Origin of the sequence: Pseudomonas entomophila L48, from assembly GCF_000026105.1 — a bacterium.
GTDB lineage: Bacteria > Pseudomonadota > Gammaproteobacteria > Pseudomonadales > Pseudomonadaceae > Aquipseudomonas > Aquipseudomonas entomophila.
The window spans coordinates 3269763-3293680 of sequence record NC_008027.1 but is presented as its reverse complement, the minus strand read 5'-3'; the positions used below and the strand labels follow the sequence as shown (position 1 = coordinate 3293680).

At 65.3% G+C, this 23918-nt stretch carries 21 protein-coding genes and 1 riboswitch; of the genes, 9 read left to right on the top strand and 12 right to left on the bottom strand.

The annotated features are described in order from the left end of the window. The first annotated feature begins 176 nt into the window (after positions 1-176). From PSEEN_RS14245 to PSEEN_RS14225, 5 genes are all read left to right on the top strand, one after another. The gene (locus PSEEN_RS14245) at positions 177-572 is read left to right on the top strand and encodes a low affinity iron permease family protein (RefSeq protein ID WP_011534235.1); all 396 of its coding nucleotides are present in this window, start codon (positions 177-179) and stop codon (positions 570-572) included. 14 nt (positions 573-586) lie between these two features. After that, a complete protein-coding gene (locus PSEEN_RS14240; RefSeq protein ID WP_011534234.1) occupies positions 587-1138 on the top strand; it encodes an ATP-dependent Clp protease proteolytic subunit in 552 nt (183 codons plus the stop codon). 86 nt (positions 1139-1224) lie between these two features. Continuing rightward, positions 1225-1473 (top strand): DUF6555 family protein, encoded by a 249-nt coding sequence (locus PSEEN_RS14235; RefSeq protein ID WP_011534233.1) that lies wholly within the window; start codon positions 1225-1227, stop codon positions 1471-1473. Between the two features lie 407 nt (positions 1474-1880). After that, positions 1881-2123, top strand: a complete 243-nt coding sequence (locus PSEEN_RS14230) for a hypothetical protein (RefSeq protein WP_011534232.1) — start codon at positions 1881-1883, stop codon at positions 2121-2123. A gap of 125 nt (positions 2124-2248) precedes the next feature. Continuing rightward, positions 2249-2518, top strand: a complete 270-nt coding sequence (locus tag PSEEN_RS14225; RefSeq protein WP_011534231.1) for a DUF3077 domain-containing protein — start codon at positions 2249-2251, stop codon at positions 2516-2518. A 302-nt stretch (positions 2519-2820) separates the two neighbouring features. On the opposite strand, the gene PSEEN_RS26185 is transcribed toward PSEEN_RS14225, so the two are convergent. The 3 genes from PSEEN_RS26185 to PSEEN_RS14215 form a co-directional block, all read right to left on the bottom strand. Further along, positions 2821-3111, bottom strand: coding sequence for a colicin immunity domain-containing protein (locus tag PSEEN_RS26185; RefSeq protein ID WP_011534230.1), 291 nt, complete (start codon positions 3109-3111; stop codon positions 2821-2823). After that, positions 3108-7616 carry an RHS repeat-associated core domain-containing protein gene (locus PSEEN_RS14220; protein WP_011534229.1) on the bottom strand — a complete coding sequence of 1503 codons (4509 nt, stop codon included), beginning with the start codon at positions 7614-7616 and terminating at the stop codon, positions 3108-3110. Before PSEEN_RS14220 ends, PSEEN_RS26185 begins: the two co-directional genes overlap by 4 nt. Positions 7617-8093: 477 nt before the next feature. Continuing rightward, positions 8094-8708: a LuxR C-terminal-related transcriptional regulator gene (locus PSEEN_RS14215; RefSeq protein WP_011534227.1), complete on the bottom strand. Its 615-nt coding sequence runs from the start codon at positions 8706-8708 to the stop codon at positions 8094-8096. Positions 8709-8814: 106 nt separating this feature from the next. Between PSEEN_RS14215 and PSEEN_RS14210 the strand changes: the two genes are divergently transcribed. Continuing rightward, positions 8815-10452 carry an ATP-binding response regulator gene (locus tag PSEEN_RS14210; RefSeq protein WP_011534226.1) on the top strand — a complete coding sequence of 546 codons (1638 nt, stop codon included), beginning with the start codon at positions 8815-8817 and terminating at the stop codon, positions 10450-10452. Here PSEEN_RS14210 and PSEEN_RS14205 read toward each other — a convergent pair. The 4 genes from PSEEN_RS14205 to PSEEN_RS14190 form a co-directional block, all read right to left on the bottom strand. Next, complete coding sequence (locus PSEEN_RS14205) at positions 10424-11446, bottom strand: FecCD family ABC transporter permease (RefSeq protein WP_011534225.1); 1023 nt, start codon at positions 11444-11446, stop codon at positions 10424-10426. The two genes, PSEEN_RS14210 and PSEEN_RS14205, sit on opposite strands and share 29 nt — an antisense overlap. Further along, positions 11446-12408, bottom strand: coding sequence for an ABC transporter substrate-binding protein (locus PSEEN_RS14200; RefSeq protein ID WP_011534224.1), 963 nt, complete (start codon positions 12406-12408; stop codon positions 11446-11448). The genes PSEEN_RS14205 and PSEEN_RS14200 overlap by 1 nt, the downstream gene beginning before the upstream one ends. Further along, the gene (locus PSEEN_RS14195) at positions 12405-13181 is read right to left on the bottom strand and encodes an ABC transporter ATP-binding protein (RefSeq protein ID WP_011534223.1); all 777 of its coding nucleotides are present in this window, start codon (positions 13179-13181) and stop codon (positions 12405-12407) included. The genes PSEEN_RS14200 and PSEEN_RS14195 overlap by 4 nt, the downstream gene beginning before the upstream one ends. Before the next feature lie 109 nt (positions 13182-13290). Beyond that, a riboswitch (cobalamin riboswitch) is annotated at positions 13291-13496 on the bottom strand. A gap of 22 nt (positions 13497-13518) precedes the next feature. Beyond that, positions 13519-13914: a winged helix-turn-helix transcriptional regulator gene (locus PSEEN_RS14190; protein ID WP_011534222.1), complete on the bottom strand. Its 396-nt coding sequence runs from the start codon at positions 13912-13914 to the stop codon at positions 13519-13521. Between the two features lie 132 nt (positions 13915-14046). Here PSEEN_RS14190 and PSEEN_RS14185 point away from each other — a divergent pair, with 132 nt between their 5' ends. Next, positions 14047-14601, top strand: a complete 555-nt coding sequence (locus PSEEN_RS14185) for an ester cyclase (protein WP_011534221.1) — start codon at positions 14047-14049, stop codon at positions 14599-14601. A gap of 6 nt (positions 14602-14607) precedes the next feature. On the opposite strand, the gene PSEEN_RS14180 is transcribed toward PSEEN_RS14185, so the two are convergent. Next, positions 14608-15588: a polysaccharide deacetylase family protein gene (locus tag PSEEN_RS14180; RefSeq protein ID WP_011534220.1), complete on the bottom strand. Its 981-nt coding sequence runs from the start codon at positions 15586-15588 to the stop codon at positions 14608-14610. 107 nt (positions 15589-15695) lie between these two features. On the opposite strand from PSEEN_RS14180, the gene PSEEN_RS14175 reads away from it, so the two are divergent. Continuing rightward, on the top strand, positions 15696-16574 hold the full coding sequence (locus tag PSEEN_RS14175; RefSeq protein WP_011534219.1) for a LysR family transcriptional regulator: 879 nt from the start codon (positions 15696-15698) through the stop codon (positions 16572-16574). 3 nt (positions 16575-16577) lie between these two features. Here the strand turns inward: PSEEN_RS14175 and PSEEN_RS14170 are convergent, their stop codons facing one another. Together PSEEN_RS14170 and PSEEN_RS14165 are read right to left on the bottom strand one after the other, a co-directional pair. Next, the gene (locus tag PSEEN_RS14170) at positions 16578-17135 is read right to left on the bottom strand and encodes a TetR/AcrR family transcriptional regulator (protein WP_011534218.1); all 558 of its coding nucleotides are present in this window, start codon (positions 17133-17135) and stop codon (positions 16578-16580) included. A 223-nt stretch (positions 17136-17358) separates the two neighbouring features. Then, complete coding sequence (locus PSEEN_RS14165; protein ID WP_011534217.1) at positions 17359-19362, bottom strand: peptidase U32 family protein; 2004 nt, start codon at positions 19360-19362, stop codon at positions 17359-17361. Between the two features lie 389 nt (positions 19363-19751). On the opposite strand from PSEEN_RS14165, the gene PSEEN_RS14160 reads away from it, so the two are divergent. Then, entirely contained in the window at positions 19752-21323 is a 1572-nt protein-coding gene (locus tag PSEEN_RS14160) for a TerC family protein (RefSeq protein ID WP_011534216.1), read from the top strand. Here the strand turns inward: PSEEN_RS14160 and rarD are convergent. Next, positions 21286-22173, bottom strand: coding sequence for an EamA family transporter RarD (gene rarD / locus PSEEN_RS14155; RefSeq protein WP_011534215.1), 888 nt, complete (start codon positions 22171-22173; stop codon positions 21286-21288). The two genes, PSEEN_RS14160 and rarD, sit on opposite strands and share 38 nt — an antisense overlap. 33 nt (positions 22174-22206) lie before the next feature. Then, entirely contained in the window at positions 22207-23793 is a 1587-nt protein-coding gene (locus tag PSEEN_RS14150; RefSeq protein ID WP_044488177.1) for an EAL domain-containing protein, read from the bottom strand. Positions 23794-23918: the final 125 nt, after the last annotated feature.

The window sequence follows — 23918 nt, the reverse complement described above, 5'->3', positions numbered from 1 at the left end:
GTGTCTTGGGTTGCGACCCGATGGTCGGCGGCCGGGTTCAGGGTGACGGACAAGCGGGCGGCATCACGGGGCGACAGGCTGGTTGGAACTTTGTCCCGCCATTGCCCCTCCACCGCAGGACGGAGCACGGGTTTACCGTCTCCCTGCTGTCGGCTGGGATGGAGAGAGGGCACACCATGAGATTCGACCGTTTCGCCCAATGGCTGGCCAACTGGAGCGGGCGCCCGCTGACCTTCGCCGTCGCCGTTTCGCTGATCCTGGCCTGGGGTGTCAGCGGGCCGCTGTTCGGTTTCAACGACACCTGGCAGCTGGTGATCAACACCTCGACCACCATCATCACCTTCCTGATGGTGTTCCTCATCCAGAACACCCAGAACCGCGATAACGACGAGCTGCACATCAAGATCGACGAGCTGTTGCGCACCACCCAGCGCGCCCACAAGGCCTTGCTCGACCTCGAAGACCTTGACCCCGCCGCGTTGCATGCCTTGCGCAAGCAGTACCAACGGATGGGGGAGCACGGTGCGCAGGCACCCGGCAGCGCGTCCGTGGACGACCCCTCGAAGGACTGACTCTGGAGAACGGCATGGCCAGGCACATCATCCACTACACCGGCCCGATCAATTCATCGACCTGCGGCAACCTGATCAACACCTGTTCGCGGGCCCTGCAACAGGGCGCGGACCTGCTGCAGCTGAACATTGCCACCATGGGCGGCGAATGCAGCTACGGCTTCACCCTGTACAACTTCCTGCTGTCGTTGCCCGTGCCGGTGCACACCCACAACCTCGGCACGGTCGAGTCGATGGGCAATATCCTGTTCCTGGCCGGTTCGCACCGCACGGCCTGCGCCTGCAGCAAGTTCCTGTTCCATCCGTTCCACTGGACCCTGCACGGCTCGGTGGACCATGCGCGCATGGCGGAGTACGCCATGAGCCTGGACTACGACCTGCGCCTGTATGCGCAGATCGTCGCCGAGCGCACCGCAGGCGCCGTCGAGGCACTGGATGTGCCGCGCTACCTGATGGCCCATCCCCGCATCCTCGACCCGCAGGAAGCCTTGGCTTGCGGGCTGATCCATGCCATCGACGACGTGCCCATCGAGGCGGACGCCACTCAGTGGAGCGTGCATGCCTGAACGTGTCGGACAATTTTTTTGAATTTTTACCGGCGACCGATGATCAATGAAGGCGTCATCCAAGGAGAAGAGGAGGGCCGCGAGCAATGCCAAGTCCCCAGCTGTACGTCATCGAATATTTGCTGCACAGCCAGCCGCGCAGTTTCGTCATCCGCCTGGAGCATCTGGACAACGCCGAGGCCTGGCACTGGGCCAGTTGCGATGCGGGCATCGGCATCATCCCGAAGTTCGGGCGCGAGAAGATCAGGAAAATGAGCCGGCCGATGGCCGAGCGCTATGGCATTACCGAGGTGCGCTGGCGGGTGTCGGGCAGCAAGCCGGCGGGGGCGTTGTAGCACGCTTGCAAGCCGCTCTGTAGGAGCCGGCTTGCCGGCGAACATAGGCACCGCAAATGCCCTGGATCGAACCAGGCAATCCTGGATGGGATTGCCTTTCTGGCCTGGAAATAAGATTTAACCCCTTTCCTGTACTCCCTTTCCCAAACATACTCCCGCCGCCTTTTTTCCGTTGCGGTCGTTCTGCCACGGCTCTAGTCTCGGCGGGTCGCTTGAATCAGCGACCGGCTTTGACAGGCCGCTCTGAACAGACCGCATGGCCTTGCCGTTATGGCAGCTGTGCGTGGGGCACCTCGTGTGCGCCGGTTTCTGGTCTTGTTCACCGGTCTGTCAACCCATGTACAGCTGCCACCTTCTTGTTTGACAGCAGGCTGTGGTAGTCCTCATTCACGAACAGGGCTATGACCATGCTGAAGATTGTTCCCGATCCACCCCATCACCCTCACTCCCTCGAAGACACCCTTATCCAGGCCACCGAGTACGCCCTGTGCGCACTGACCGTGGCCCATCAGGCCGTGCACGCCCAGCCCAGGTCACCAGCCACGATTCTGATGATGGCGTCGATCCACGAAGTCGAATCGCTGCGTGTGCTGCTCGAATCGGCGTTGATCCAGGTGCAGATGTCGGCACAGCCGCAGGCGCTGCACTAGGCCCTTGCCGGCCCTGTTCGCCGGCAAGGCCGGCTCCTACGAAAAACGCCACGCTCCACCTGTAGGAGCCGGCTTGCCGGCGAACAGGGCCCGCCCAGGCCCCCACCACTTCAGGGAGAAAAACAATGACCACAGACGACACCACCCCCAGCACCACAGCAGGCAAAACCAAGTTCTACCAAGGCGAAGGCCAGACCGCCCCGCTGTTCTGCATCGAACCCGGCATCCCCTGCCAGCACGCCCGCGAACAGGCCTCGGAACTGATGGGCTGCGTGCGTGACCTGACCATTGCCGGAATCATGGAAGAAAAGCCGCAACTGCTCTGGGCGTCGTATTACCTGAGCGCGCTGGCCAAGGCACTGATGGATGATGCGGAGCTTGGTATGAGGCTCTAAGGCCAGAACAGCTCTACCCTAAGACGCGATACCTCACGGGGCGGCAGGCGTCGCCCCCACTGTCGTTTTGCTTGACCTGTTGCAACTGACGCCGGACGCTGAAGGACTTGAGCCTACGCTCCATTCTGGGCTGCGTACTTGGCTTAATGATGTGTGTTCGCAACTATCACCGTAGACCAAGATCAGCCCTTCTTCATTTTTTCTTATGGATCAAAGAGTTGGTTGCTAAGTAAGTGCCATTCAAATCCGTCCCCTTTTCGCTCCATGCGGTATAGTGCATGACAGGTGTGCGATCTTTGCAGTTAATGGTTGTCTGTTGTTGTGGAATTTAGCTCTTCCATAAGCCTTTCTACTTCACGCTTTAGTTGTTCCTGGTCATATTCATAGTCTTCGCGTAAATCGACGTCTTCACAATACATATCGGCTGCGCAAAAGATACTGGATAAGCATTCGCTCAGTGCCGAGGCGTCTCCTAGAAGAGTTTGGTTGTCTCTTTCGATTTTCCATAGCTCCATATATGCTTCGGAAAATACTGTGGCGGATAGCCGGTCGTGTATAAATGATCTTGCGAACTCTAGTAGTGTGAGGCTCATCGCAGGACTCCGTTCTTAAAGAAATTGTCGTATTGCTGCGTTCCTGGTACAAGCTTGAATCCGGTGACAAAGCTCCCGCCGTTATCAACTATGACCGCATTGTTTGTTGAAGGGTTGAAGTATACTTTTGAATCTTTCACAAAGCCATATGTACCCATCTGTACTGTAGATTTTGAGGTCATGTGCTCGTTAATGGCTGATTCAAACTGGCTGAGAGTCTCCGGGTTTTTCTTTGTTGTTACTACCCCGAAGTCTGGTGCGTGTTTGAATTTTTTATCCAGTTGTCTACGGCTTATGCTAAGTGTTTCGGGCTCGTTGTTGTTGCTTGTGGATTTAGAGGCGCACTTATTGCAGTTTTCTGTAGGGCTTAGTCCATAAGGATCTACCCAATATGTTGGATTGGGTGTGTACGTGAATAGGTTGAGGCCGCCTCTGTAGCTGATTGGGTCTTGGCTAACAAATCTCCCTACATTCGGGTCGTAGTATCGATGCCGGTTGTAGTGCAGCCCAGTTTCCTGATCGTGGTATTGACCCTGGAAGCGAATCGGGTTGCCCAGGCCCTGCTGTTTGGCCCACGCCGAGCGCTCTTCACGGACTTCACCCCAGGCCTTGTACTGCCCCGCCCAAGCGACATTGCCCTGTTCATCGGTCAGCTCCATCGGCGTACCGAGGTGATCGCAGTGGTACCAGGCGATCGCCTCGAACGGCTGTGGTTTCACCTCGGTGTGCCACAGCGGATCCTGATCGAAGTCGTACTCGCGCTGGCTCCAGTCTGGTTGCTTGTGCAGGCGGATCGGACTCTTGCGCAGAGCCTGGGCGACCGGCACAAAGCTGTTTGGCTCGTACAGGTAATGCACGGTGCGCCCGGTGTCGCCCTCGTCGCGTGGCGGTGAGCTTTCCCAGGCCAAGGTGTCGCCATCCCAGCCGAACAGGGTGAAGCCACAGCCGAGTTCGCGTTGACGCTTGGCCCGTTGCAGCTGGTTCCAGCCGGTGCCTGCTTCCGGGCGGTCCCAGAAGTGCGCCACCGAATGCTTGTGCAGGCGCCGGCCCAAGGCGTCGTAGCTGTAGTCGACCTTGAGTTTGTCATCGTTGTAGCTGGCCAGCCGGTCGAACAAGTCCCAGGTAAAATGCGCGTGCGAACCGTTGTGCAGGCGGTGAATCAGGTTGCCGCGTTCGTCGTAGCGGTAATGGGTGCCGGCGTACTCGCGCAGCAGGTTGTCCATCAGCTTGTTACGCCGTGCATCGGCTTCCAGCGGACGGTTCAGTTCCTGGGTTTTCTGGTCCAGCAGGTTGCCGGCTGGGTCGAAGGCAAAGGTTTCCACGCCCAGGCGGCTGGTGGCCTTGAGCAGGCGACCGACGGGATCGTACTGGTACTCCAGCTGCCCCCGACGGCTGTCGTGGATGTTGCTCAATTGCCCTGCGGCGTCATAACGGTACTGGCGCTTGAGCAGCGTGGACTGGCTGTCATGGCTGCCGAGCAGTTGTTCCTGCAAACGCCCGGCCGGGTCCCAGGCCTGGGTCTGCATCAGCTTGTTGCCCTGATGCCGCACCACCTCGCGGTGCAGGTCATCGCGCTCGTAGGCCAGCATCTCATGCTGGTCGAGGGTCATGCCGAGCAAGTGGCCGTTGCCGTAGGTCAGCCAGCTGACCTTGTGGCCGTCCGGGCGAATCGTGCTGACCCGCTGGTTGAGCGCATCGTATTCGTGCTGCCACACCGCAACCATCGGCGTGCCCGTGGCCAGGTAGTGCTGGTGCTCGCGGGTCAGGTTGCCGGCTTCGTCGTGGAACCATTGCAGCTTGCTGGCGGCGTTGACCGCCTGGATCAGTTGGCCGTTGCCGTCATAGGCGAAGCTTTCGCTCTGGCTTTGGTTCCCTAGACGGGCGGTACGCTCAGCGAGGCGGCCCATCGGGTCGAAGGTCAGCTCGATACGGCGCTGGCCGACTTGGGTCGAGGCGAGGCGGCCGCTATACGGGTCGTACTGGTAGCGCGTGACCAGGCCATCGAAGCCAGTTTCTTGCAGCAGCCGACCGACCGGGTCGTAGAGGAAGGTGGCCTTGCTGGTGTTCTCGTTTTCCAGCCCGATCAAGCGGCCGAGCTTGTCCCAGCGGTAGCGCAGGGTGTGCTCGTTGGCGTCGACGCGTTCGCTCAGCAGGCCGACCGCGTTGTAGGTCCAGGTGGTACAGCGATCAAGCGCATCGACATGCGCCAGCAGACGCCCTTCGGCGTCGTAGTTGAAACGCTCCTCGGTCTTGTCCGGGTGGGTGACTTTGGCCAGTTGCCCGGTCTGGTACTCATAGGCGGTCGTGTGGCCGGCCGCATCGGCGAAGGCGATCAGCTGGCCGAAAGCGTTGTACGTCCACTGGCTGGTCTTGCCCGAGCAGTCGGTGTACTCAAGCAGTTGTCCGGCAGCGTTGTAGGCGAGTGTCTTCTCGTTGCCCAACGCATCCTTGATCGCCTTGACCAACCCGGCCGGGGTGTAGGCGAACTCGGTCTTGTGGCCCAGCGGATCGATGCTCTCGACCAGGTTGCCGCGCTCGTCGTAGTCGCGTAGCCACAGCCCGCCCTCGGCATCACGCAGCTTGATCGGCTGGTCGTGATCGTCGTAGGCGTAGTGCACCGTGCTGTGGTCGGCGCGGATGTGCTGCAGCAGGTTGCTGCGCTCATCGTAGGTGTAGCGGTCCTGGCTGCCGTCGGGGTGGACGTGGCGGATGACGTTCTTGCGTTCATCGCGGAACAGCCATTCCTCACGGCCGTCCGGGTGGATCAGGCGGTAGGTGTAGCCCAGGGCGTCGTAGTAGTGCCAGGTTTCCTGGCCGTGGGCGTCGGTGACATAGGTCAGGCGGATGTTCGGGTCCCAGGCCAGGCGGGTCTCGAAGCTGCCGTCGTCGGCCCACTCGTGGATGGCCTTGGCCTGCGGGCCGCTGCCGTCCCATTCCAGGTTGATGCCGCGCCCGGTGCGGTCGGTGTAGCGGGTGATCAGGTGCTGGCGGTACTGGTACTGCCAGGCGGCGCCGTGTTCGTCCTGGGCGGCGATCAGGTCGCCGTGGGTGTCGTAGTGATAGGCGCACAGCTGGCGCAATGGCGTGCCATCGACCACTTGCCACAGGCCCTGGATATGCCCATGGTCGTCGAGCAAGGTGCCCAGTTGCAGGTGGACCTTTTCGGGATCGTTGTCGGAATAGGTGTTGATGTCCGACAGCACTGGCCGGCCCTGGAACTGGTGCTCGTAGTGCAGCATTGCCCCGGCGCCGCTGCGCAGATGGATGTGCGTCAGGTAGAAGCGGTCACCCTGGCGGGCATAGGTTTCGCGACGGTCCAGGCCACGCAACAACACCAGTTGCTGCTCGGCAGTGCGCACCAGGCTGACGTACTCGATCGGGTCGTAGTGCGGCTTGCCGACCTTGGGCAGCGGGTAATCGTGGCTGCGGCCGTCGCTGTCGTGGAACACCACGCCTTTTTCCACGACATCGAGGCAGGTGGTGAATTCGGTGATCCAGCGAGCGCCGAGCGAACCTTGATCGAGGGCCGCCAGCCGCGAGTTGTACACCCGCGTCCAGTTGACCGGGAACGGCCCGGACAGACTGAAATCCTGATGGGCCAGCGTCTCGTCGCCAAGCACATGGCCGATGCTGAACCCGGTGCAGGCGCAGGGCCCGTTCTTTCCGGGCTTGGGCTGCTTGTTGGCGCGGACCTGGCTGCGCACCACCTCGGTCGGCCCTTCGGGGTGGATATGCCGGGCCTGATGAGTGACGCCGGGACGGATGGCGACGGCCATGCCCGGGCGGCGCGGGTTGGCCAACACGGTCTCGAGCAGGCGGGTCAGCAACCAGGCGATGCTGTTTTCCATACCCGCGCTGCCCAGCGCTTCCAGGCGCCGGGGCACGACTTTGGCCAGGTCCTCGAGGGTGCGCACCAGCGGCCCGAGCAGGGTGTCCAGCTCGCCGCTGAAGTGGCGGGCGACGCTGTTGTAGCCGTCCTTGAGGCTGCCCTCGGTGGCATTGGCCAGGGCCGACAAGGCCAGGCGCCAGGCGTCGGTCTCCAGGGCCGAGTCGTACAGCGCCACCTGGGCCATCTGCGCGCGGGCCAGGCGGTGGCTGCTGGCGGCATCCAGGTCGCCACGGGCGGCGGCGCTAATAGTCTTTGCCAGGCTGGTGAACAACTGGCGCGCGGTGTCGGCAGCGGCGCTGAGCATGGCCGGCAACTGGGCCAGGGCCTCGCGCACGTAGTGCTCCAGGGCGCCGCGGATATTGGCGTGCAGGTGGCCGTCGATGATTTCCAGGATCACCGCGCCGATGTGCGCGCCGGGGCGGCGACGCAGGGTCTGGCGGGTCAGTTGCAGCACCGGGCGCAGCACCGTGCGGGCGCGGGACAGGCCGGGTGGATAGGGGACGATGCCGATCAGGTTGATGCCCAGGCTGACCCACACCAGCGGGTCGGGGGAAGGGCTTTCGACCAGTTCGAGGATGTCGATCAGCGCGTCCATGCAGGACAGGGCGTTGGCCATCACCGGCACGCTTTCGGCGGCCTGGCGCAGCAGTTGCAGGTCGACCAGGCCGTAGCTGATTTCCCGCAGCCAGTGGTCTACGGACGCGGCGGTGGCGCCGAGGTCTTCGCTGAGGAGGGTGTCGAGGGGGCAATGGCGATCTGGATTTCGCGCGTGGTGGGCGCGGCAACGACGGGTGCGGCAGACATCGTGAAAGGGCCTTCCTAGGCGGGGGACCTTGAGGTCCCGGGTGGTCCGTGAGGGCGAAATGATACTAAGGCGGGGGTGGATCGGCCATGGGGGAAACCCTGAGGTCTCTGTAGGAGCGGCTTCAGCCGCGATGCAGGCGACGCGGTGCCCGGCACCCGCTGCGCGGGTGATCGCGGCTGAAGCCGCTCCTACAGGGGAACGCGCGTAGGAGCCGGCTTGCCGGCGAACCGGGTCCGACGCGGGACCGTGGTGCGGCCTTCGCCAGCAAGGCTGGCTCCTACAGGTACTTCAGTTACCTGAATATTTCACGGCCGCCGCCGTACGGGTCGGTACGTTGAGGGTCTTGAGCAGCGACGACACATGGATGCGCACGGTAAACGGCGAGATATCCAGCTCGCGGGCGATTTCCTTGTTGGTCTTGCCCTGGGCAATCAGGCGCAGCACGTCGTGCTGGCGGTGGGTCAGCTGTTCCAGCTCGCTGTCGGCCCCCTCCTGATGCAGCAGGCCCGACGGCGCATACCTGACCACCACCTCGCCTTCGCGCACGGCGAGCAGGGCGGCGCCGATCTCCTCGGGGGTGAGGCTCTTGCCGATAAAACCGTCGGCCCCGGCGGTCATGACGGCGTTGATGACCTCGGGATCGTCGACCATGGAGAGCACCACCAGTGCCGTGCGCGGCAGCTGCTGGCGCAACTCGGCGAGGCGGGCGATGCAGGTCAGGCCGGGAAAGCGCAGGTCGAGGATCAGGGTGTCGGGCGCTTCGCCCTGGGCGACGAGGCGGAGCACGTCCTGGAGGGTGCCGGCCTGCTCGACCTCGGCTTCGGGCAGCAGGCGCCGCACGGTGCTGGCCATGGCGTCCCTGAACAGCGGATGATCATCCGCCACGATGATGCGGCAACTCACGTCGTGAAACTCCCTGTCTTGCGACACATGTTAACTTAGCAGGGTTGGACCGCCGTTTCCCCCGGCTGTTCGCGAAGATGCCGACTGGCGCACAAGGACGTTACCCATGAAGTTCGAGAAGAACAACGAACTGGACCAGGCCAACCTGCGCATCATCGTCGCCTCATGCGCAATCAGCTACGTGGCCCTGCTGGGCTTCCTGCCGGGCCGCTCGCTCGCCACCTACCTGCCGGTACTGCTCTACTACGCGGCCTTCGTGGTGGTCTCGGTCGCCATGCGCCAGGCCATCAAGCGCTGGCCCGGGCATTACCCGGCGCGGCGGATCTTCGGCATGCTGGGCGACTACACCGGCACCTGTTTCGGTTTGGTGGTCGGTGGCGAGACCGCATTGCCGTTGTATGCGGTGATGGTGTGGATCAACCTGGGCAACGGCATGCGCTTCGGCTCGCGCTACCTGGCCATCGCCACCGTGCTGGCCCTGGGCGCGCTGGTGGCGGTGTGGTGGTTCACGCCCTACTGGCAGCAGCAGCCGTTCCTGCTGCCGATGCTGCTGACCACCAGCACGCTGATCCCGTTCTACGCCCACCTGCTGCTGGAGCGCACGCGCAAGGCCACGGCCCTGGCCGAGGCCGCCACCCGCGAGAAATCCCGCTTCCTGGCCCAGGCCAGCCATGACCTGCGCCAGCCGATCCACTCCATCGGTCTGTTCACCGCCTGCCTGCGCGAGGCGCGCCTGGGCGACGAAGAGCGGCGTCTGGTGGACAGCATCGACCGCTCGCTGCTCAACGTCTCGCAGCTGTTCCGCTCGATCCTCGACCTCTACACGCTGGACAACGGCCGGGTGCAACCAAAGTTCGAGACGTTTGCGGTAGATGGCTTCTTGCGCGAGCTGCTGCGCCAGAACGCCGAGGCGGCGCGCTGGGCGGGGGTGGAGATGCGCCAGGTGGCCAGCCGGCACTGGACCCGCGCCGACCCGGGGATGCTGGCGACCATGGTGCAGAACGTGCTGTCCAACAGCTTCAAGTACGCCGCCGGTCGGCCGTTGCTGGTGGGGGTACGGCCCAGTGGCGAGGGGCTGGCCATCGTTATCTGCGACCAGGGCCGGGGAATCGCAGAGGAGCACCAGGGCAAGGTGTTCGAGGAGTTCTACCGGGTGCGCGAGGACCGCGACAAGGACGTCGAGGGCGTCGGCCTGGGGCTGTCCATCGTCCAGCGCCTGGGCCGCCTGATGGGGATGACGGTGAGCCTGCGTTCACGGCCTGGCCACGGCACCACCGTTTGCCTGAGTGGCTTACCCAGGGCTGTGGCGCAAGTGCCGAAGCCGGCCATCGACCCGGCTTTGCAGGCGGGGTTGCTCACCGGCTTGCGCGTGTGCCTGGTGGAGGATGACCACAATGTCCTGCAGGCCACCTGCGCGCTGTTGCAGCGTTGGGGCTGCGCGGTGCAGGCGCATGATTCGGCCGAGGGGCTGGCCAGTGACTGTGACGTGATCGTCGCCGACTACGACCTTGGGCCGAAGGCCACCGGCATCGATTGCATCGACTACCTGCGCGCCCAGCGCGGCTGGGCGGTGCCGGCGTTGATCATGACCGGGCACGATATCGACCGGTTGCAGGCGGCGTTGCAGGCGCGGGGCATCGCGGTGCTGGCCAAGCCGGTGCGCCCCGCCGAGCTGCGCGCGGCGCTGCGCGGGCTGCGAGGGGTGACGCCCGAGCCTAGCCGCGACGGCGCAGCAGCGCGATGAAGAACAGCCCGCCGATGGCCGCCGTGGCGATGCCGATCGGCAGGTCCTGAGGGGCGATCAAAGTGCGCGCGCCCATGTCGACCCAGACCATGAACAGCGCCCCCAGTAACGCGCAGGTCGGCAGCAGCCGGCGATGCTCGGCACCGACCAGGCGCCGGGCCATGTGCGGCAGCATCAGGCCGACGAAGCCGATGGCGCCGGACAGCGACACCAGCACCCCGGTGAGCAGCGCGGTGCCGACGAACACCTGGGCGCGCACGCGGCGGGTGTCGAAGCCCAGGCTCACGGCGGTCTGCTCGCCGCTCATCAGGGCATTGAGCGCCCGGGCCAGGCTCATCAGCAGGAGGAACCCGGCGAGCACCGCCAGGGCCGGCAGCCACAGCAGCGACCACTGCGCCAGGCCCAGGCCGCCGAGCATCCAGAACATCACCGAACTGGCGGCATGGGGGTCGCCGGTGTAGAGCAACAGGTTGGCCAGCGCCATCACCACGAACGACACCGCCACGCCGGCCAGCAGCAGCCGTTCGCTGTCCAGGCGGCCACGGCGGCTGGCCACGCCCAGCACCAGCAGCATGCAGCCCAGGGCGCCGAGGAACGCCGCCAGCGGCAGGCTCAGCACGCCGGCGAAGGGGCCGAGGAACAGCACCACCAGCACGGCGCCGAGCACGGCCCCGGAGCTGACCCCCAGCAAATGCGGGTCGGCCAGCGGATTGCGCGTCACCGCCTGCAAGGCGGCGCCTACCATGGCCAGCCCGGCGCCCACCAGCGCGCCAAGCAGCACCCGTGGCGCGCGGATCTGCCAGACGATCTGCTCCTGGCCACGGCTGAAGCCGCCAGCGTCGGCGAGCCCTGCCTGTTTCAGGGCGATGTCCAGCACGTTGGCCAGCGGCACCTGGGCCGCGCCGAAACCGAGCGAAACCAGGCAGGACAGCAGCAGGGCGGCCACCAGCCCGACGAGCAGCAGCCGGTAGGCCGAGGGGCTGCGCAGCGGCATCACGGCCGTGCCTGCGCGAACAGTTGCGGGTGCAAGGCGCCGGCCAGCCGTTCGATGGCATCGGCGTTGTCCACCGAGGGCGTCACCTGCAGGTAGGACAGCACCACGAAGCGGCGCTCGCGGATGGCTTTGACGTCGGCCAGTGCCGGGAGCTGGAGCAGGAAGTCGCGCTTCTGCTGCCAGGTGGTCGGCCCATAGTCGACGATCGCGATGACCTCGGGGTCGCGCTCGACGACGCTTTCCCAACTGACCTCGGTCCAGCTGGCCTGCACGTCGGCCATCACGTTGTCGCCACCGGCCGCCGCGATCAGCGCCTGGGGCATGCCCAGGCTGCCGGAAGTGGTGGGGCGGTCTTCGCCGCTGTCGTAGAGGAACACCTTGGGGCGCTCATGGACGTTGGCGAGGGTCTTGGCAACCCCGGCGACACGCTGGCGCAGCTCGGTAATCAGCGCTTGTGCCCGTGGGGCCACGTCGAAGATGCGCCCGAGGTTGTCGAGGTCGGTGTAGAGGTCGTCAAGGCTCGCCGGGTGCCGGGGCATGATCCGCGAGCACGACTCGCTCAGCTCGTACACCGGGATACCGAACGATGCCAGGCGCTGCGGGGTGAGTGTCCCGCCAACCTCCATGCCATAGCCCCAGCCGGCGAACAGGAAGTCGGCGTCCACGTCCAGCAGGTTCTCCACCGATGGGTAGCGTGGCGCCAGTTCCGGCAGGCCCGTCAACGCCTGGCTCAAGGTAGGGTCGAGGGTCTTCCAGCCGCTGATGCCGCTGTAGCCGATCATCCGCTCGCGCAGGCCGAGGGCCAGGAGCATGCCGGTCAGGTTGATGTCGTGGCTGACCGCCCGTTGCGGTGACTGCTGGAAGGTCACCGTGCGGTCGCAGCTGCGCACATTCACGGGGTAGTCGCTGGCCGCCGCCATAAGGGGCAGGGCGGCGAGCAGGGTAAGTAGCGATCGCTTCATGCGGGGCTGATCCAGGTGATGCGCGGGTGATGGGCCAGGGGGTGGCGGTCGACCAGGGCGCGGGTGCCGAAGACCTCGGCCAGGCACTGCTCGGTCAGCACCTCGGCGGGTGTGCCGCCGGCTTTGATGCGGCCTTGCTCGATGACGTACAGGCGGTCGCAGAAGGCGGCGGCCAGGTTCAGGTCGTGGAAGCTTGCCAGCAGGCCCAGGCCGGTGCCGCGCAGGTGCTGCAGCAGCGCCAGCTGGTAACGTGGGTCAAGGTGGTTGGTCGGCTCGTCCAGCACCAGCAGGCGCGGTTGCTGGGCCAGGGCCCGGGCCAGCAGCACGCGCTGCTTTTCGCCGCCGGACAGGTGGGCGAAGCCTTGCTCGGCGCGGTCTTCCAGGCCCAACTGGCGCAAGGCGGCGTCGATGGGCGCCGGGTCGCCATCGCCATCGAGCCAGCCCAAGTGCGGCGTGCGGCCCATGGCGACGACGTCGCGCACACTGAGGCCGAAGTCCTCGGGGAACTCCTGCAGCATCACCGCGATACGCTGGGCCACCCAGCGCGGCGGGCGTTGCCAGACATCCTCGCCATCGAGCAGCACACGCCCGGCCTGCGGGCGGTTGAAGCGGTAGGCGCAGCGCAGCAGGCTGGTCTTGCCGCTGCCGTTGGGGCCGATCAGGCCGACGAACTCGCCGGGGCGCACTTCGAGCGTGACATCGTCGAGCAGGCGCGGCTCGCCGGCAGCCGGTGACCAGTGCAGGCGCTCGATGCGCAGGAGGGGTGAAGACATGCAAACGCGCCCGTAGCGAGAAAGTGAAGCCCGGCGAGGTGGACGCATGAAGGCATTGCAGGCAGCGGGCCGCCCCAAGACCGGCACGCGCCCGCCCACCGCGGGAGTTGCCAAACAGAGGTTGCAGGCCGGTCTCCGGGCTTGCGAGAGGGGCGGGCATCCACCTTCCCATGCCGGCGGCACAGTGGTCTGTCGAATGCCTTGCTCGCTTACCGTTGCGGGGGCAGCGCCGGACTTCTCGCGTGGAGCGAGGCACCGGCTTCCCGTTTAACCCCTGGCACGGCGGCCAGGGACACCTGAAACAAGGGGCGCATCTGAGCATTTATGCGCGGGCGAGTCAATCAAGGTGACGCGCAGCCTGGCGGTCGTATTGCTGCTGGGCCAGCTGTATCGCGGGCATGTTCGCCTCCGCCCAGCGTGCCAGGCGCTCGACCGTGTCGCCCAGGGTCGCGCCCAGTTCGGTCAGCGCGTACTCGACCGTGGGCGGCACGGTGGGATGTACTTCACGTTCGATCAGCCCATCGCGCTCCAGGCGCTTCAGGGTTTGCGCCAGCATTTTCTGCGAGATCCCGGCCATGTCCCGGCGCAGTTGGTTGAAGCGGATGCGTTCACCGGCGCTGAGGCGGTCGATCAGCAGCAGTGCCCATTTGTCCGCCAGGCGGTCGAGCAGCAACCGCGCGGGGCAGGCGGGGGCGAATACGTCGTAGGCGGGGCATTCCCGGTAGTGGGCCATACGGGGGTTACTCCAGGGTGACCAGGTGAGTGAAAAGTGCCTTCTTGAGGGCTTGGCGCCGACTGGATAGGCTTGTCTGCATGGTTCGCGGCCGCGCCATGCCTTCTCTGACGACACATTAAGGAAATGAACATGAACACCGAATCCAAGGCTTCGGGGCTGCGTGCCGGCCGTTGGTTGACCGCCCTGGCATTGGCTGCGACGGCAAACCTGGCCAATGCCGGCGAACTGGTTGCGCCAGCCGTGTTGGTGGTCGACCACAGCCTGCCCAAGGCCCAGCTTGAGCAGCAGATCCTCGCCGCCCGGCGCTACGACACGTTCTGGAACACCGGCGACGAAGCCCTGGCCCGCGCCGCGCTGGCCGTGGACTTTCGCGACAACACCCTGCCGGCGGGACGGCCGCAGGGTGTCGAAGGTCCGCTGAAAGCCTCGAAGTCCTTCCGTGGGGCGGTGCCGGACCTGCGCTGCGAGGTGCTGCAGATGATTGTCGCCGGTGACCGGGTTACCGCGGCCCTGCGCTTTACCGGGCATTTCACCGGCAAGCTGGGCGAGCGCCAGGGGCAGGGCGAAGCCATCGACTTCATCGCGATGGACATCTATCGCATTGCCGATGGCCGCATTGCCGAGGACTGGCACCTGGAAGACAACCTGACCTTCCTGCAGCAGGCCGGGCTGGCTGCCCACTGAGTTCAATCAATCGAAGACCCTGGCCGGGTTGAGCGGCGCATTGCCCTGGGCCAGGGTCCAACGGGCGATCTCGTCCTTGCGCAGGAAGGCCACGCCTGGATGGGATTTGGCGTAGGCGATGAACTGGTCGAGGGCGCGCGCCACGGTTGGCGTGCCGCCGATGCGGTCGTGGGCCGACAGCGACATCAGCCGGCGCCGTTGGCGGCCTTCGGCATACAGCACGTCGAACTCGTCCTTGAGCTCCTGCAGCAGGGCGGCGCCGGTCATCGCGGTGGAACCGGCGATGCGGCCGATATCGTTGTTGCGCAGGGTGTAGGGCACCACGACGAAGGGTTTGCCGCGCACCGGGGTAATCGACGGTTCGTCCCGCGACAGGTCGTCGATGTGGTACAGGAAGCCCAGGTCCTGGAGGATGTTCAGGGTGTCCCGGGAGTGGCGCATCCAGAACGCGTTGAAGCCCACCGGGCGCTGGCCGGTCACCCGTTCGACGATGGCCGAGGCCTGTTCGTAGTGACGGCGTTCCTCGGCGGGCGTCAGGCTGTATTGCGGTGCCCAGTACAAGCCATGGGCCGCGGCTTCGTGGCCGCGACGCACCACTTCGGCGGCAAGCTCCGGGTAGGCTTCGACGGCCTTGCCGACCATGTGCGAGGTGACCTTGATGCCATGCCGGTCGAACAGGTCGAGCAGGCGTGGCACGCCTTCCTGCGGGCCATAGCGGTACCAGCTGGGGGCAATGGTGTCCGGGTAGCGTGCGTCCAGTGGCGGGAACGGGCTTTCGGCGTGGGCGGGCTGGCTGCCCGACTCGAACTGCAACGAGATCGAGATCACCAGTTGCGCGCCGTTGGGCCAGAACGGCCCGCCACCGCCCGCCGGGGCGGGGCTGTTGCGCGGTGACGTGGCGGCGCCACTGGTCAGCACCGCGCCTGCGGCCGCTGCGGCGATGCCGCCGACGAGGGTGCCTTTGACGAAGTCTCTTCTGCTGGTCATCGATGGTCTCCCGATGGTGTGGGTTTGGGAGGCGCCAGTGTAATTAGTGGTGAAATCGCCAATAATCAGGCGATAACCAAATACATATTTCGGAAAAATCGAAGACCATGCTGGATAACCTGGCGCTGTTCCTGGCCATCATCGAGAAAGGCAGCCTGTCGGCCGCAGGCCGTGAACGGGGGCTGTCGCCGGCGACGGTGTCCGAACGCCTGGCGGCCCTGGAGGCCCATTACGGCGTGGCGCTGCTCACCCGTACCACGCGTTCGCTCAACCTCACCGATGAAGGCCGCGTATTGGCCGATGGCGCGCGGCGCCTGCTGGCGGAGGCCGACGAGTTGGAGGGGCGTATCCGGCATGGCAGCGAGAACATCGCCGGGTTGATCCGCCTGAGCGCGCCGGTCGACCTGGGGCAGAACGTCATCGCGCCGATCCTTGACCGGTTCCTGGCGGACCACCCGCAGGTGGCCATCGACCTCGACCTTACCGACGGCTACATCGACCTGGTGGGGCAGGGCATCGATTTCGCCATTCGCTACGGCACCCTGGCCGATAGCTCGTTGCGCGCGCGGGCGCTGGGGAACAACCGCAGGGTGGTGTGTGCCGCGCCGGAGTACCTGCAACGCCATGGCATTCCGGCCCATCCCGATGAGCTAGCGGGCCACGACTGCATTGTGATGCGCTTTGGCATCCATGCCGAACGCACCTGGCCATTTCGCCTGGAGGGCAAAGCGTACCCCGTGCGGGTCAGCGGGCGGCGGGTGGCCAACAATGGCGAGCAGGTGCGCCGCTGGGCGTTGGCCGGGCATGGCCTGTGCCTGAAGTCGATCCGCGATGTGCAGGCCGACCTGGACAGCGGCCGGTTGGTGGAAGTGCTGGCGGCCTATGGCGCGGGCGAGATCGCGCTGCAGATCGTCTACCCGCCGACCCGGGTGCAGCCACGGCGGGTGCGGGCGCTCGCCGAGGTGATCGTGGCACAGCTGGCCTGACGTTCAGGCAGGCGTACGCGCCCCGTTCAGGAACAGTTGCTCCAGCGCCTGGGCGGTGTTGGCGCTGGCCGCGCGCCCGCGGCGCTCGGCGTCGACCATGCCGTAGATCATGGTCATGAACATCTCGGTGAACACCGCCGCGCTGATGTCGATACGCAGCACGCCCATCTGCTGGGCGCGCAGGAAGAACGCATCCATGGCCTGGGTGTAGGCCTCCCAACGGCGGTCTTCGGCGTTGCCGAGCAGCGTGTCGGGGCGGTACTGGAACATCAGGAACACCAGCATTTCACGATGCTTGAGGTGTTCGGCGATCAGGTGGCGCAGGGCGTCCAGGGGTTCGGCGCGTTCCAGGTCGGCCTCCTGGATGACCAGGTTGAGCACGTGCTCGCCGTGGTCTTCGAGCAGGTTCACCAGGTTTTCACGGGTGCCGCAGAAGCGGTGCAGGGTGGCCTTGCTGACGCCGGCGGTTTCCGCCAGTTCCTTGAGGGTGGCGCGCGGCTGGATCACGATGGCGTGGGCCAGCGCCTTGAGCAGGCGTTCTTCTTGGAGGGATCTACGCATGAATGACCTCGAGTCGATGATCGCCCGCAGGTTCCGATGGCGGGCGAAGGTTGACGAAAGATCGTGGACTATAACATATGAGACGAAATTAGCTCATATGAGCCATTCTTAATTCTATTGACCTGTAGGAGCCGGCTTGCCGGCGAACCGGACAACGCGGTGTCTGGCACCGGCTGCGCCGGTGTTCGCCGGCAAGCCGGCTCCTACAGAGGGGGCAACCCGCTTAGTGAGGGGCGCGGGGGATGGTCTTGAGCAGGTCTTCCGGGCTGATATGCCCGACCACCTGTGCCACCGCCGCGCTACCTGGGGGCGGCAGGTCGATGATATGGCCCTTCATCTTGCCGACTACATGCATCTCGCACGGCTTGCAGTCGAACTTCAGGGTCAGCACCTCGTCGCCCTGGATCAGCTGCATCGGCGCGACCTTGGTACGCACGCCGGTGACGCCCTTGGCCTGCTTGGGGCACAGGTTGAAGGAGAAGCGCAGGCAGTGCTTGGTGATCATCACTGGCACTTCGCCATGTTCTTCGTGGGCCTCGTAGGCCGCGTCGATCAGCTGCACGCCATGGCGGTGGTAGAAGTCGCGGGCCTTCTGGTTGTAGACGTTGGCCAGGAACGACAGGTGCGACTCGGGGTACACCGGCGGCGGCGTGGTCTCGGCCTTGCGCCCGCCACGCGGGTGCGCCTTGACCCGCGCTTCGGTCAGCGCCTCGATGGCTTCGCGGCGCAATGCCTTGAGCTGCGAGTTGGGGATGAAGTAGGCCTGCGGCGCGTCGAGCTCGATGGCCGTGGCGTGGTACATCGTGGTGCCCAGCTGGCCAAGCAGGTCGTGCAGTTGGTCCAACGCCTGCTGTGGCTTGTTGGCGGCACCGAATGGCCCATCGAGGGCCACTTGCACACTGACTCCCTCTTCACTGCTGAGGGTGAGCATCAGGCGCTGTTCACGCAGTACCGCATGCCACTCGACACCGACGCGGCGCTCGGCGGAGGTGCGCTGCAGGGCTTGCTGCCAGTTATGGTCGAGGTTGCGCGACAACGGGTGGTTGGGGCGCAGCTTGTGCAGGCCCTCGGGCATCTCGTTGGGCTCGACGCGGTAGCGGTAGCGCTTCTGGCCGTCTTCCTCGGACTCGCTCTTGAGCTCGGCGATGTTGGCGCGGAAGCCGACCACTTCGCGCTTGACCAGCACGTTGAGGCCGTCACCGTTGGTCAGCGGCACATCGGTGGCTACCAGCAGGTCGCGCTTGCCGACTTTCTCGACCACGCCCACCGGCAGGCCGGTGAAAGTGGGGGAGTCGAAGGCGCCGATGTCGATCTTGCGATCACTGACGAAGTAGTCGGTGCTGCCGCGGTGGAAGGTCTTGTCCGGGTCCGGCACGAAGAAGTGCTCGGTGCGCCCGCTGGAGGCACGGGCCAGCGCCGGGCGGTCTTCGAGAATCGCGTCGAGCTCCTTGCGGTAGTGGGCGGTGATGTTCTTCACATAGCCCACATCCTTGTAGCGGCCCTCGATCTTGAACGAGCGCACGCCGGCATCGACCAGGTCGCGCAGGTTGGCGGTCTGGTTGTTGTCCTTCATCGACAGCAGGTGTTTCTCGAAGGCCACCACGCGGCCCTGGTCGTCCTTGAGGGTGTACGGCAGGCGGCAGGCCTGGGAGCAGTCGCCGCGGTTGGCGCTGCGCCCGGTCTGGGCGTGGGAGATGTTGCACTGGCCGGAGAAGGCCACGCACAGCGCGCCGTGGATGAAGAACTCGATGGCCGCGTCGGTTTCGGCGGCGATGGCGCGGATCTGCTGCAGGTTCAGCTCGCGGGCCAGCACCAGCTGCGAGAAACCGGCCTGGTCGAGGAACCTGGCGCGCTCCAGGGTGCGGATGTCGGTCTGGGTGCTGGCGTGCAGCTCGATGGGCGGGATATCCAGCTCCATCACCCCCAGGTCCTGGACGATCAGCGCGTCGACACCGGCGTCGTACAGCTGGTGGATCAGCTTGCGCGCGGGCTCCAATTCGTTGTCGTGGAGGATGGTGTTGATGGTGGTGAACACGCGCGCGTGGTAGCGGCGGGCGAATTCCACCAGCTCGGCGATATCGCTGACGTCGTTGCAGGCGTTGTGGCGCGCGCCGAAGCTCGGGCCGCCGATGTAGATGGCATCAGCGCCGTGCAGGATCGCCTCGCGGGCGATGCTCACGTCACGGGCAGGGCTGAGCAGTTCCAGGTGGTTCTTTGGAAGGGACATGTCGTTATAGGTCGGGCTGTCACGGTAAGGCGGGCATTGTAGCGGTGATTTGACGCGGGAGCATCCTTGCTCTGCCGGGAGGCCGGTTCTCGATGATCTGGCACGACCTCTGTAGGAGCGGCTTTAGCCGCGATCACCCGCGCAGCGGGTGGCAGCCCGCGTCGCCTGCATCGCGGCTGAAGCCGCTCCTACAGGGTTCAGCGTACCCAGGGTTGTTACAGCTTTTGTAATAGTTTCGCGCTATCGGAAAAATCTGCTTCGATTGTAGGATCGACATCCCATTTTTCGAACAAGGTCTATATGAGCACCTTCGCGGAGCCCCCCAGTCCCCGGCCGTCCCGGCCAACCTTCCGCCGTCCCCGTGACGCATCCCCTGTGAGTACCCGCTGATGGAATGGCTAGCCGACCCCACGGCCTGGCTGGGCCTGTTGACGCTGATCGTCCTCGAGCTGGTGCTGGGTATCGACAACCTGGTGTTCATTGCCATCCTGGCGGACAAGCTGCCGCCGCATCAGCGCGACCGCGCGCGGGTGATCGGCCTGTCCCTGGCGCTGATCATGCGCCTGGGCTTGCTGGCCAGCATCTCGTGGATGGTGACCCTGACCGCGCCGTTGATCGACATCTTCGGCAAGACCTTCTCCGGCCGTGACCTGATCATGCTGTTCGGTGGCGTGTTCCTGTTGTTCAAGGCCACCATGGAGCTGCACGAGCGCCTGGAAGGGCATGTCGCCCAGTCCGGTGGCGTGACGCGCCATGCCGCGTTCTGGCCGATCGTGGCGCAGATCGTGGTGCTCGACGCGGTGTTCTCGCTGGATGCGGTGATCACCGCGGTGGGCATGGTCGAACAGCTGTCGGTGATGATGATCGCGGTGATCTTCTCCATCGGCATCATGATCGTCGCCAGCAAGCCGCTGACCCGCTTCGTCAACGCCCACCCGACGGTGATCATGCTGTGCCTGGGCTTCCTGATGATGATCGGCTTCAGCCTGACCGCCGAGGGCCTGGGCTTCCATATCCCGAAAGGCTACCTGTACGCGGCCATCGGCTTCTCGCTGCTGATCGAACTGTTCAACCAACTGGCCCGTGCCCGCCGCAAGCGCAGCCTGCAGCAGCACCGGCCGCTGCGTGAGCGCACCGCCCATGCCGTGTTGCGCCTGATGGGCGGGCGCCGGGTGGAAGCCGACGAGCTGGGCGAGGAAATCGCCGACCTGGTGGACGGTGGCGACGAGCAGGTGGTCTTCGACCGCCGCGAGCGGGTGATGATCAGTGGCGTGCTGAACCTGGCCGAGCGGCCGATCCGCACGCTGATGACCGTGCGCGCCAAGGTCGACATGGTCGACCTGTCGCAGCCCGCCGAGGCCATCACCCAGGTGCTGGTCAACTCGTCGTACTCGCGCCTGCCGCTGATCCGCGATGGCCGGGTCGAAGAGCCGCTGGGCTTCGTGCACAAGAAAGAGCTGCTCAGGGAACTGCTGGCCGGCAATCAGCCGGACCTGGAAAGCCTGGCGCGGGCACCGCTCAACCTGCTGGAGAGCTTCAGTATCCTCAACGCCCTGGAGCAGATGCGCGGGCAGTCCACGCACATCGCTTTCGTGGTCAACGAGTTCGGTGATTTCACCGGCGTGCTGACCATGACCGACATCCTCGAGTCGATTGCCGGCGAGCTGCCGGATGCCAGCGAGGTCGAGGGGCCGGGCGTGGTCGAGGAGGACGGCGGCTTCGTGGTCAGTGGCGCCCTCAACCTGGCCCAGATCCAGGCACGGACAGGCTTCGCCGCCCGCGCCACCGAGGACTACCAGACCCTCGCGGGCCTGGTGATGAGCTTGCTGGATCGCTTGCCGGTGGTCGGCGACCGGCTGGCCTGGAACGGCTGGACCCTGACCGTGGTCGCGGTGGAGGAGCGGCGGGTGCGCCAGGTGCGCCTTACACCGAGCGCCGACGCTGGCGCAGCAGGTGCTTGAAACCTTCGAGCACCAGCACCAGCACGGCGGCCCAGATCGGCAGGTAGGTGAGCCACTGGTCCGGGCCGATGGTCTCGCCCAGCAGCAGGGCGACACCCACCAGCAGCACCGGCTCGACGTAGCTGAGCAGGCCGAACAGGCTGAACGGCAACAGGCGGCTGGCCAGCACGTAGGCGATCAGGGCGCAGGCACTGATCGCCCCGAGCATTGGGATCAGCCCGTACAGGCCGGGGTGTTCGGCAAGGTCGGCCGCCGACAGCGGGCCCTGGATCACGAAGTACAGGGCCCAGGGCAGCAGCAGGCACATGTCGCACCACAGGCCACCGAGGTGGTCGGTGCGGCAGCGGCGGCGCAGGACGAAATAGATCGGGTAGCCGATCATCACCAGCAGCGTCTCCCAGGCGAAGCTGCCATGCTGGTACAGCTCGTGGCCCACGCCCAGGGCCGCGCAGCTCACCGCCACTTTCTGCAGGCGTGACAGGCGCTCGCCATACACCAGCCGCCCGGTCAGGACCATGGCCAGCGGCAGCAGGAAATAGCCCATCGAAACTTCCAGGCTGCGCCCGTGCAACGGCGCCCAAAGGAACAGCCATAGCTGCACGCCCATCAGCCAGGAAGTGCCGACCATGCCCAGCAGCAGGAGCGGCGTGCGTCGGACACGCCCCAGCAGCTCGCCGACGCGCTTCCAGTCCTTGGAAACGAGCATGAACAAGGTAAGGCAGGGCAGGGTCAGCAAGGTTCGCCAGCCGAAGATCTCTTCACCGTCCAGGGGCGTGAGGAAGGAGGTATAGAAGTACATCACGGCGAACAGACAGGACGCCATGACCGACGAAACAATGCCTTTTGACACGAATGCCTCGAAAACGGGAAGTGAGCGGTGGGATCAGCCGCGCATGATCTCAGGGGCCGCGCCTTGCGGCAACCTCGGGCCGCCGGGGCGCGCGGCCAGGGCCAGGAGCAGCTCGGCGATCGGCATCGGCCGGGCGAACAGGTAGCCCTGCTGGAAGTCCACGCCGTGGCGGGCCAGGTAATCGCGCTGGATGTCGGTCTCGACCCCTTCGGCGACGATGCCCAGCCCCAGCTTGGCGGACAGTTCGATGATGGTGTCGAGGATGTGCTGGGAGAGCGCATCGCCACCGATCATGGCAACGAAGCTCTGGTCGATCTTCAGGTAGTCGACCTTGAACTGGCGCAGGTAATTGAGGCTGGACTGGCCGGTGCCGAAGTCGTCGAGGGCGATCATCACCCCCATCGCGTGAAGCTTTTCGAACAATTCCAGGGTGACGGGGGTCGGCTCGATCAGCTTGCGCTCGGTCAGCTCCAGGGTCAGCACCACGCGCCCGGGCGGGAAGTGCTGGAGGAAGGTCTGGCAGTCGTCGAGCAGGCCCAGGTCGCGGCAATGGTCGGCGGTGATGTTGATGCCGATGTGGAACCCGTCCTCCAGCAGCTCGGCGTGTGGGGCCAGGGCCTGCGCGGTGTTGAGCATCAGGCTGCGGGTCATGGCGACGATCTGCCCGCTGTGCTCGGCGTAGGGGATGAACAGGTCGGGGCGCACCAGGCCTTCGCGCGGATGTTGCCAGCGCATCAGCACTTCGACGCCGGCCCAGTGGTAGTCGCCCTTGCGCACCACCGGCTGGAAGTAGGGCAGGAACTCGCCGGCCTCCAGTGCCCGGTGCAGTTCGGCGCGGGGCGAGGAGGCGCGGCGGATCTGCCAGCGGCAGGTGGCGCCGGCCAGTATCCCCAGCACCAGCAGCAGGCTGAGCAGGGCCGGGTAGCGTGAACGCATCAGTTCGCCTGGCTTGGCCGGCCCATAGCCGCCATGCACGCTGATCGGGTAGCGGGTCGAGGAGAAGGTTACCGCCGCACTGGCCGCGACGGGCGGGGTGCCGTTGCGTACCAAGCCGTCCCGGCCCATCCAGTGGTTGCCCACCTGCACCTGCAGTTCTTCGTCCTCGCCGATCAAGCGCAAGGCGGTGAGCAGATGATTGCCATCCACCGTGGTGATGGCGCCGCGGTCACCCTCGCTGACGCGGTAGGCCAGTAGCGGCTGGCCAGGCGTGACCGAGTTGCCGTCCATCAGCCACAGTTGCCCGCCGGTGTAGTCACTGGCGTCCACTGGCTCGTCGAAATCGCCGAACAGGGAGGAGCAATACAGCGTGTCGCGTTCGAACAGGTTGGTGGAGCGCACGAAGGCGTTGCGGGTTACCTCGATGCGTAGCGCCAGTTGCGCGTCCTGGCAGGGTTGGCCGGCCTTCGGCAGCAGGTGACGGGCGGCGATGGAGAGGCTGTCGAGCACAGTCTCGAGGTGTTTTACCACTTCACGGGCGGTAGCCGCGCTGCTGGCCTGTAGCTCGCGCTCGGTCTGCCAGCGCATCACCGCCACCCCGCACAGCAGCGGCAGCACGCCCACGCACCAGGGTAGCAACATGCGCCAGCTCCAGCGGGCAGGGCGTTTAGGTGTCAGGGGCATGCGCGGGGGACCTTCGGACGGACGGACGTGATTTATGCAGAGGATAGCCGCTTGTCGCGCGGCCCTGCGAACTAAAGCGCGACAAACCGATTTACGCACTATAGAATCCGGTTACGAATACAAGA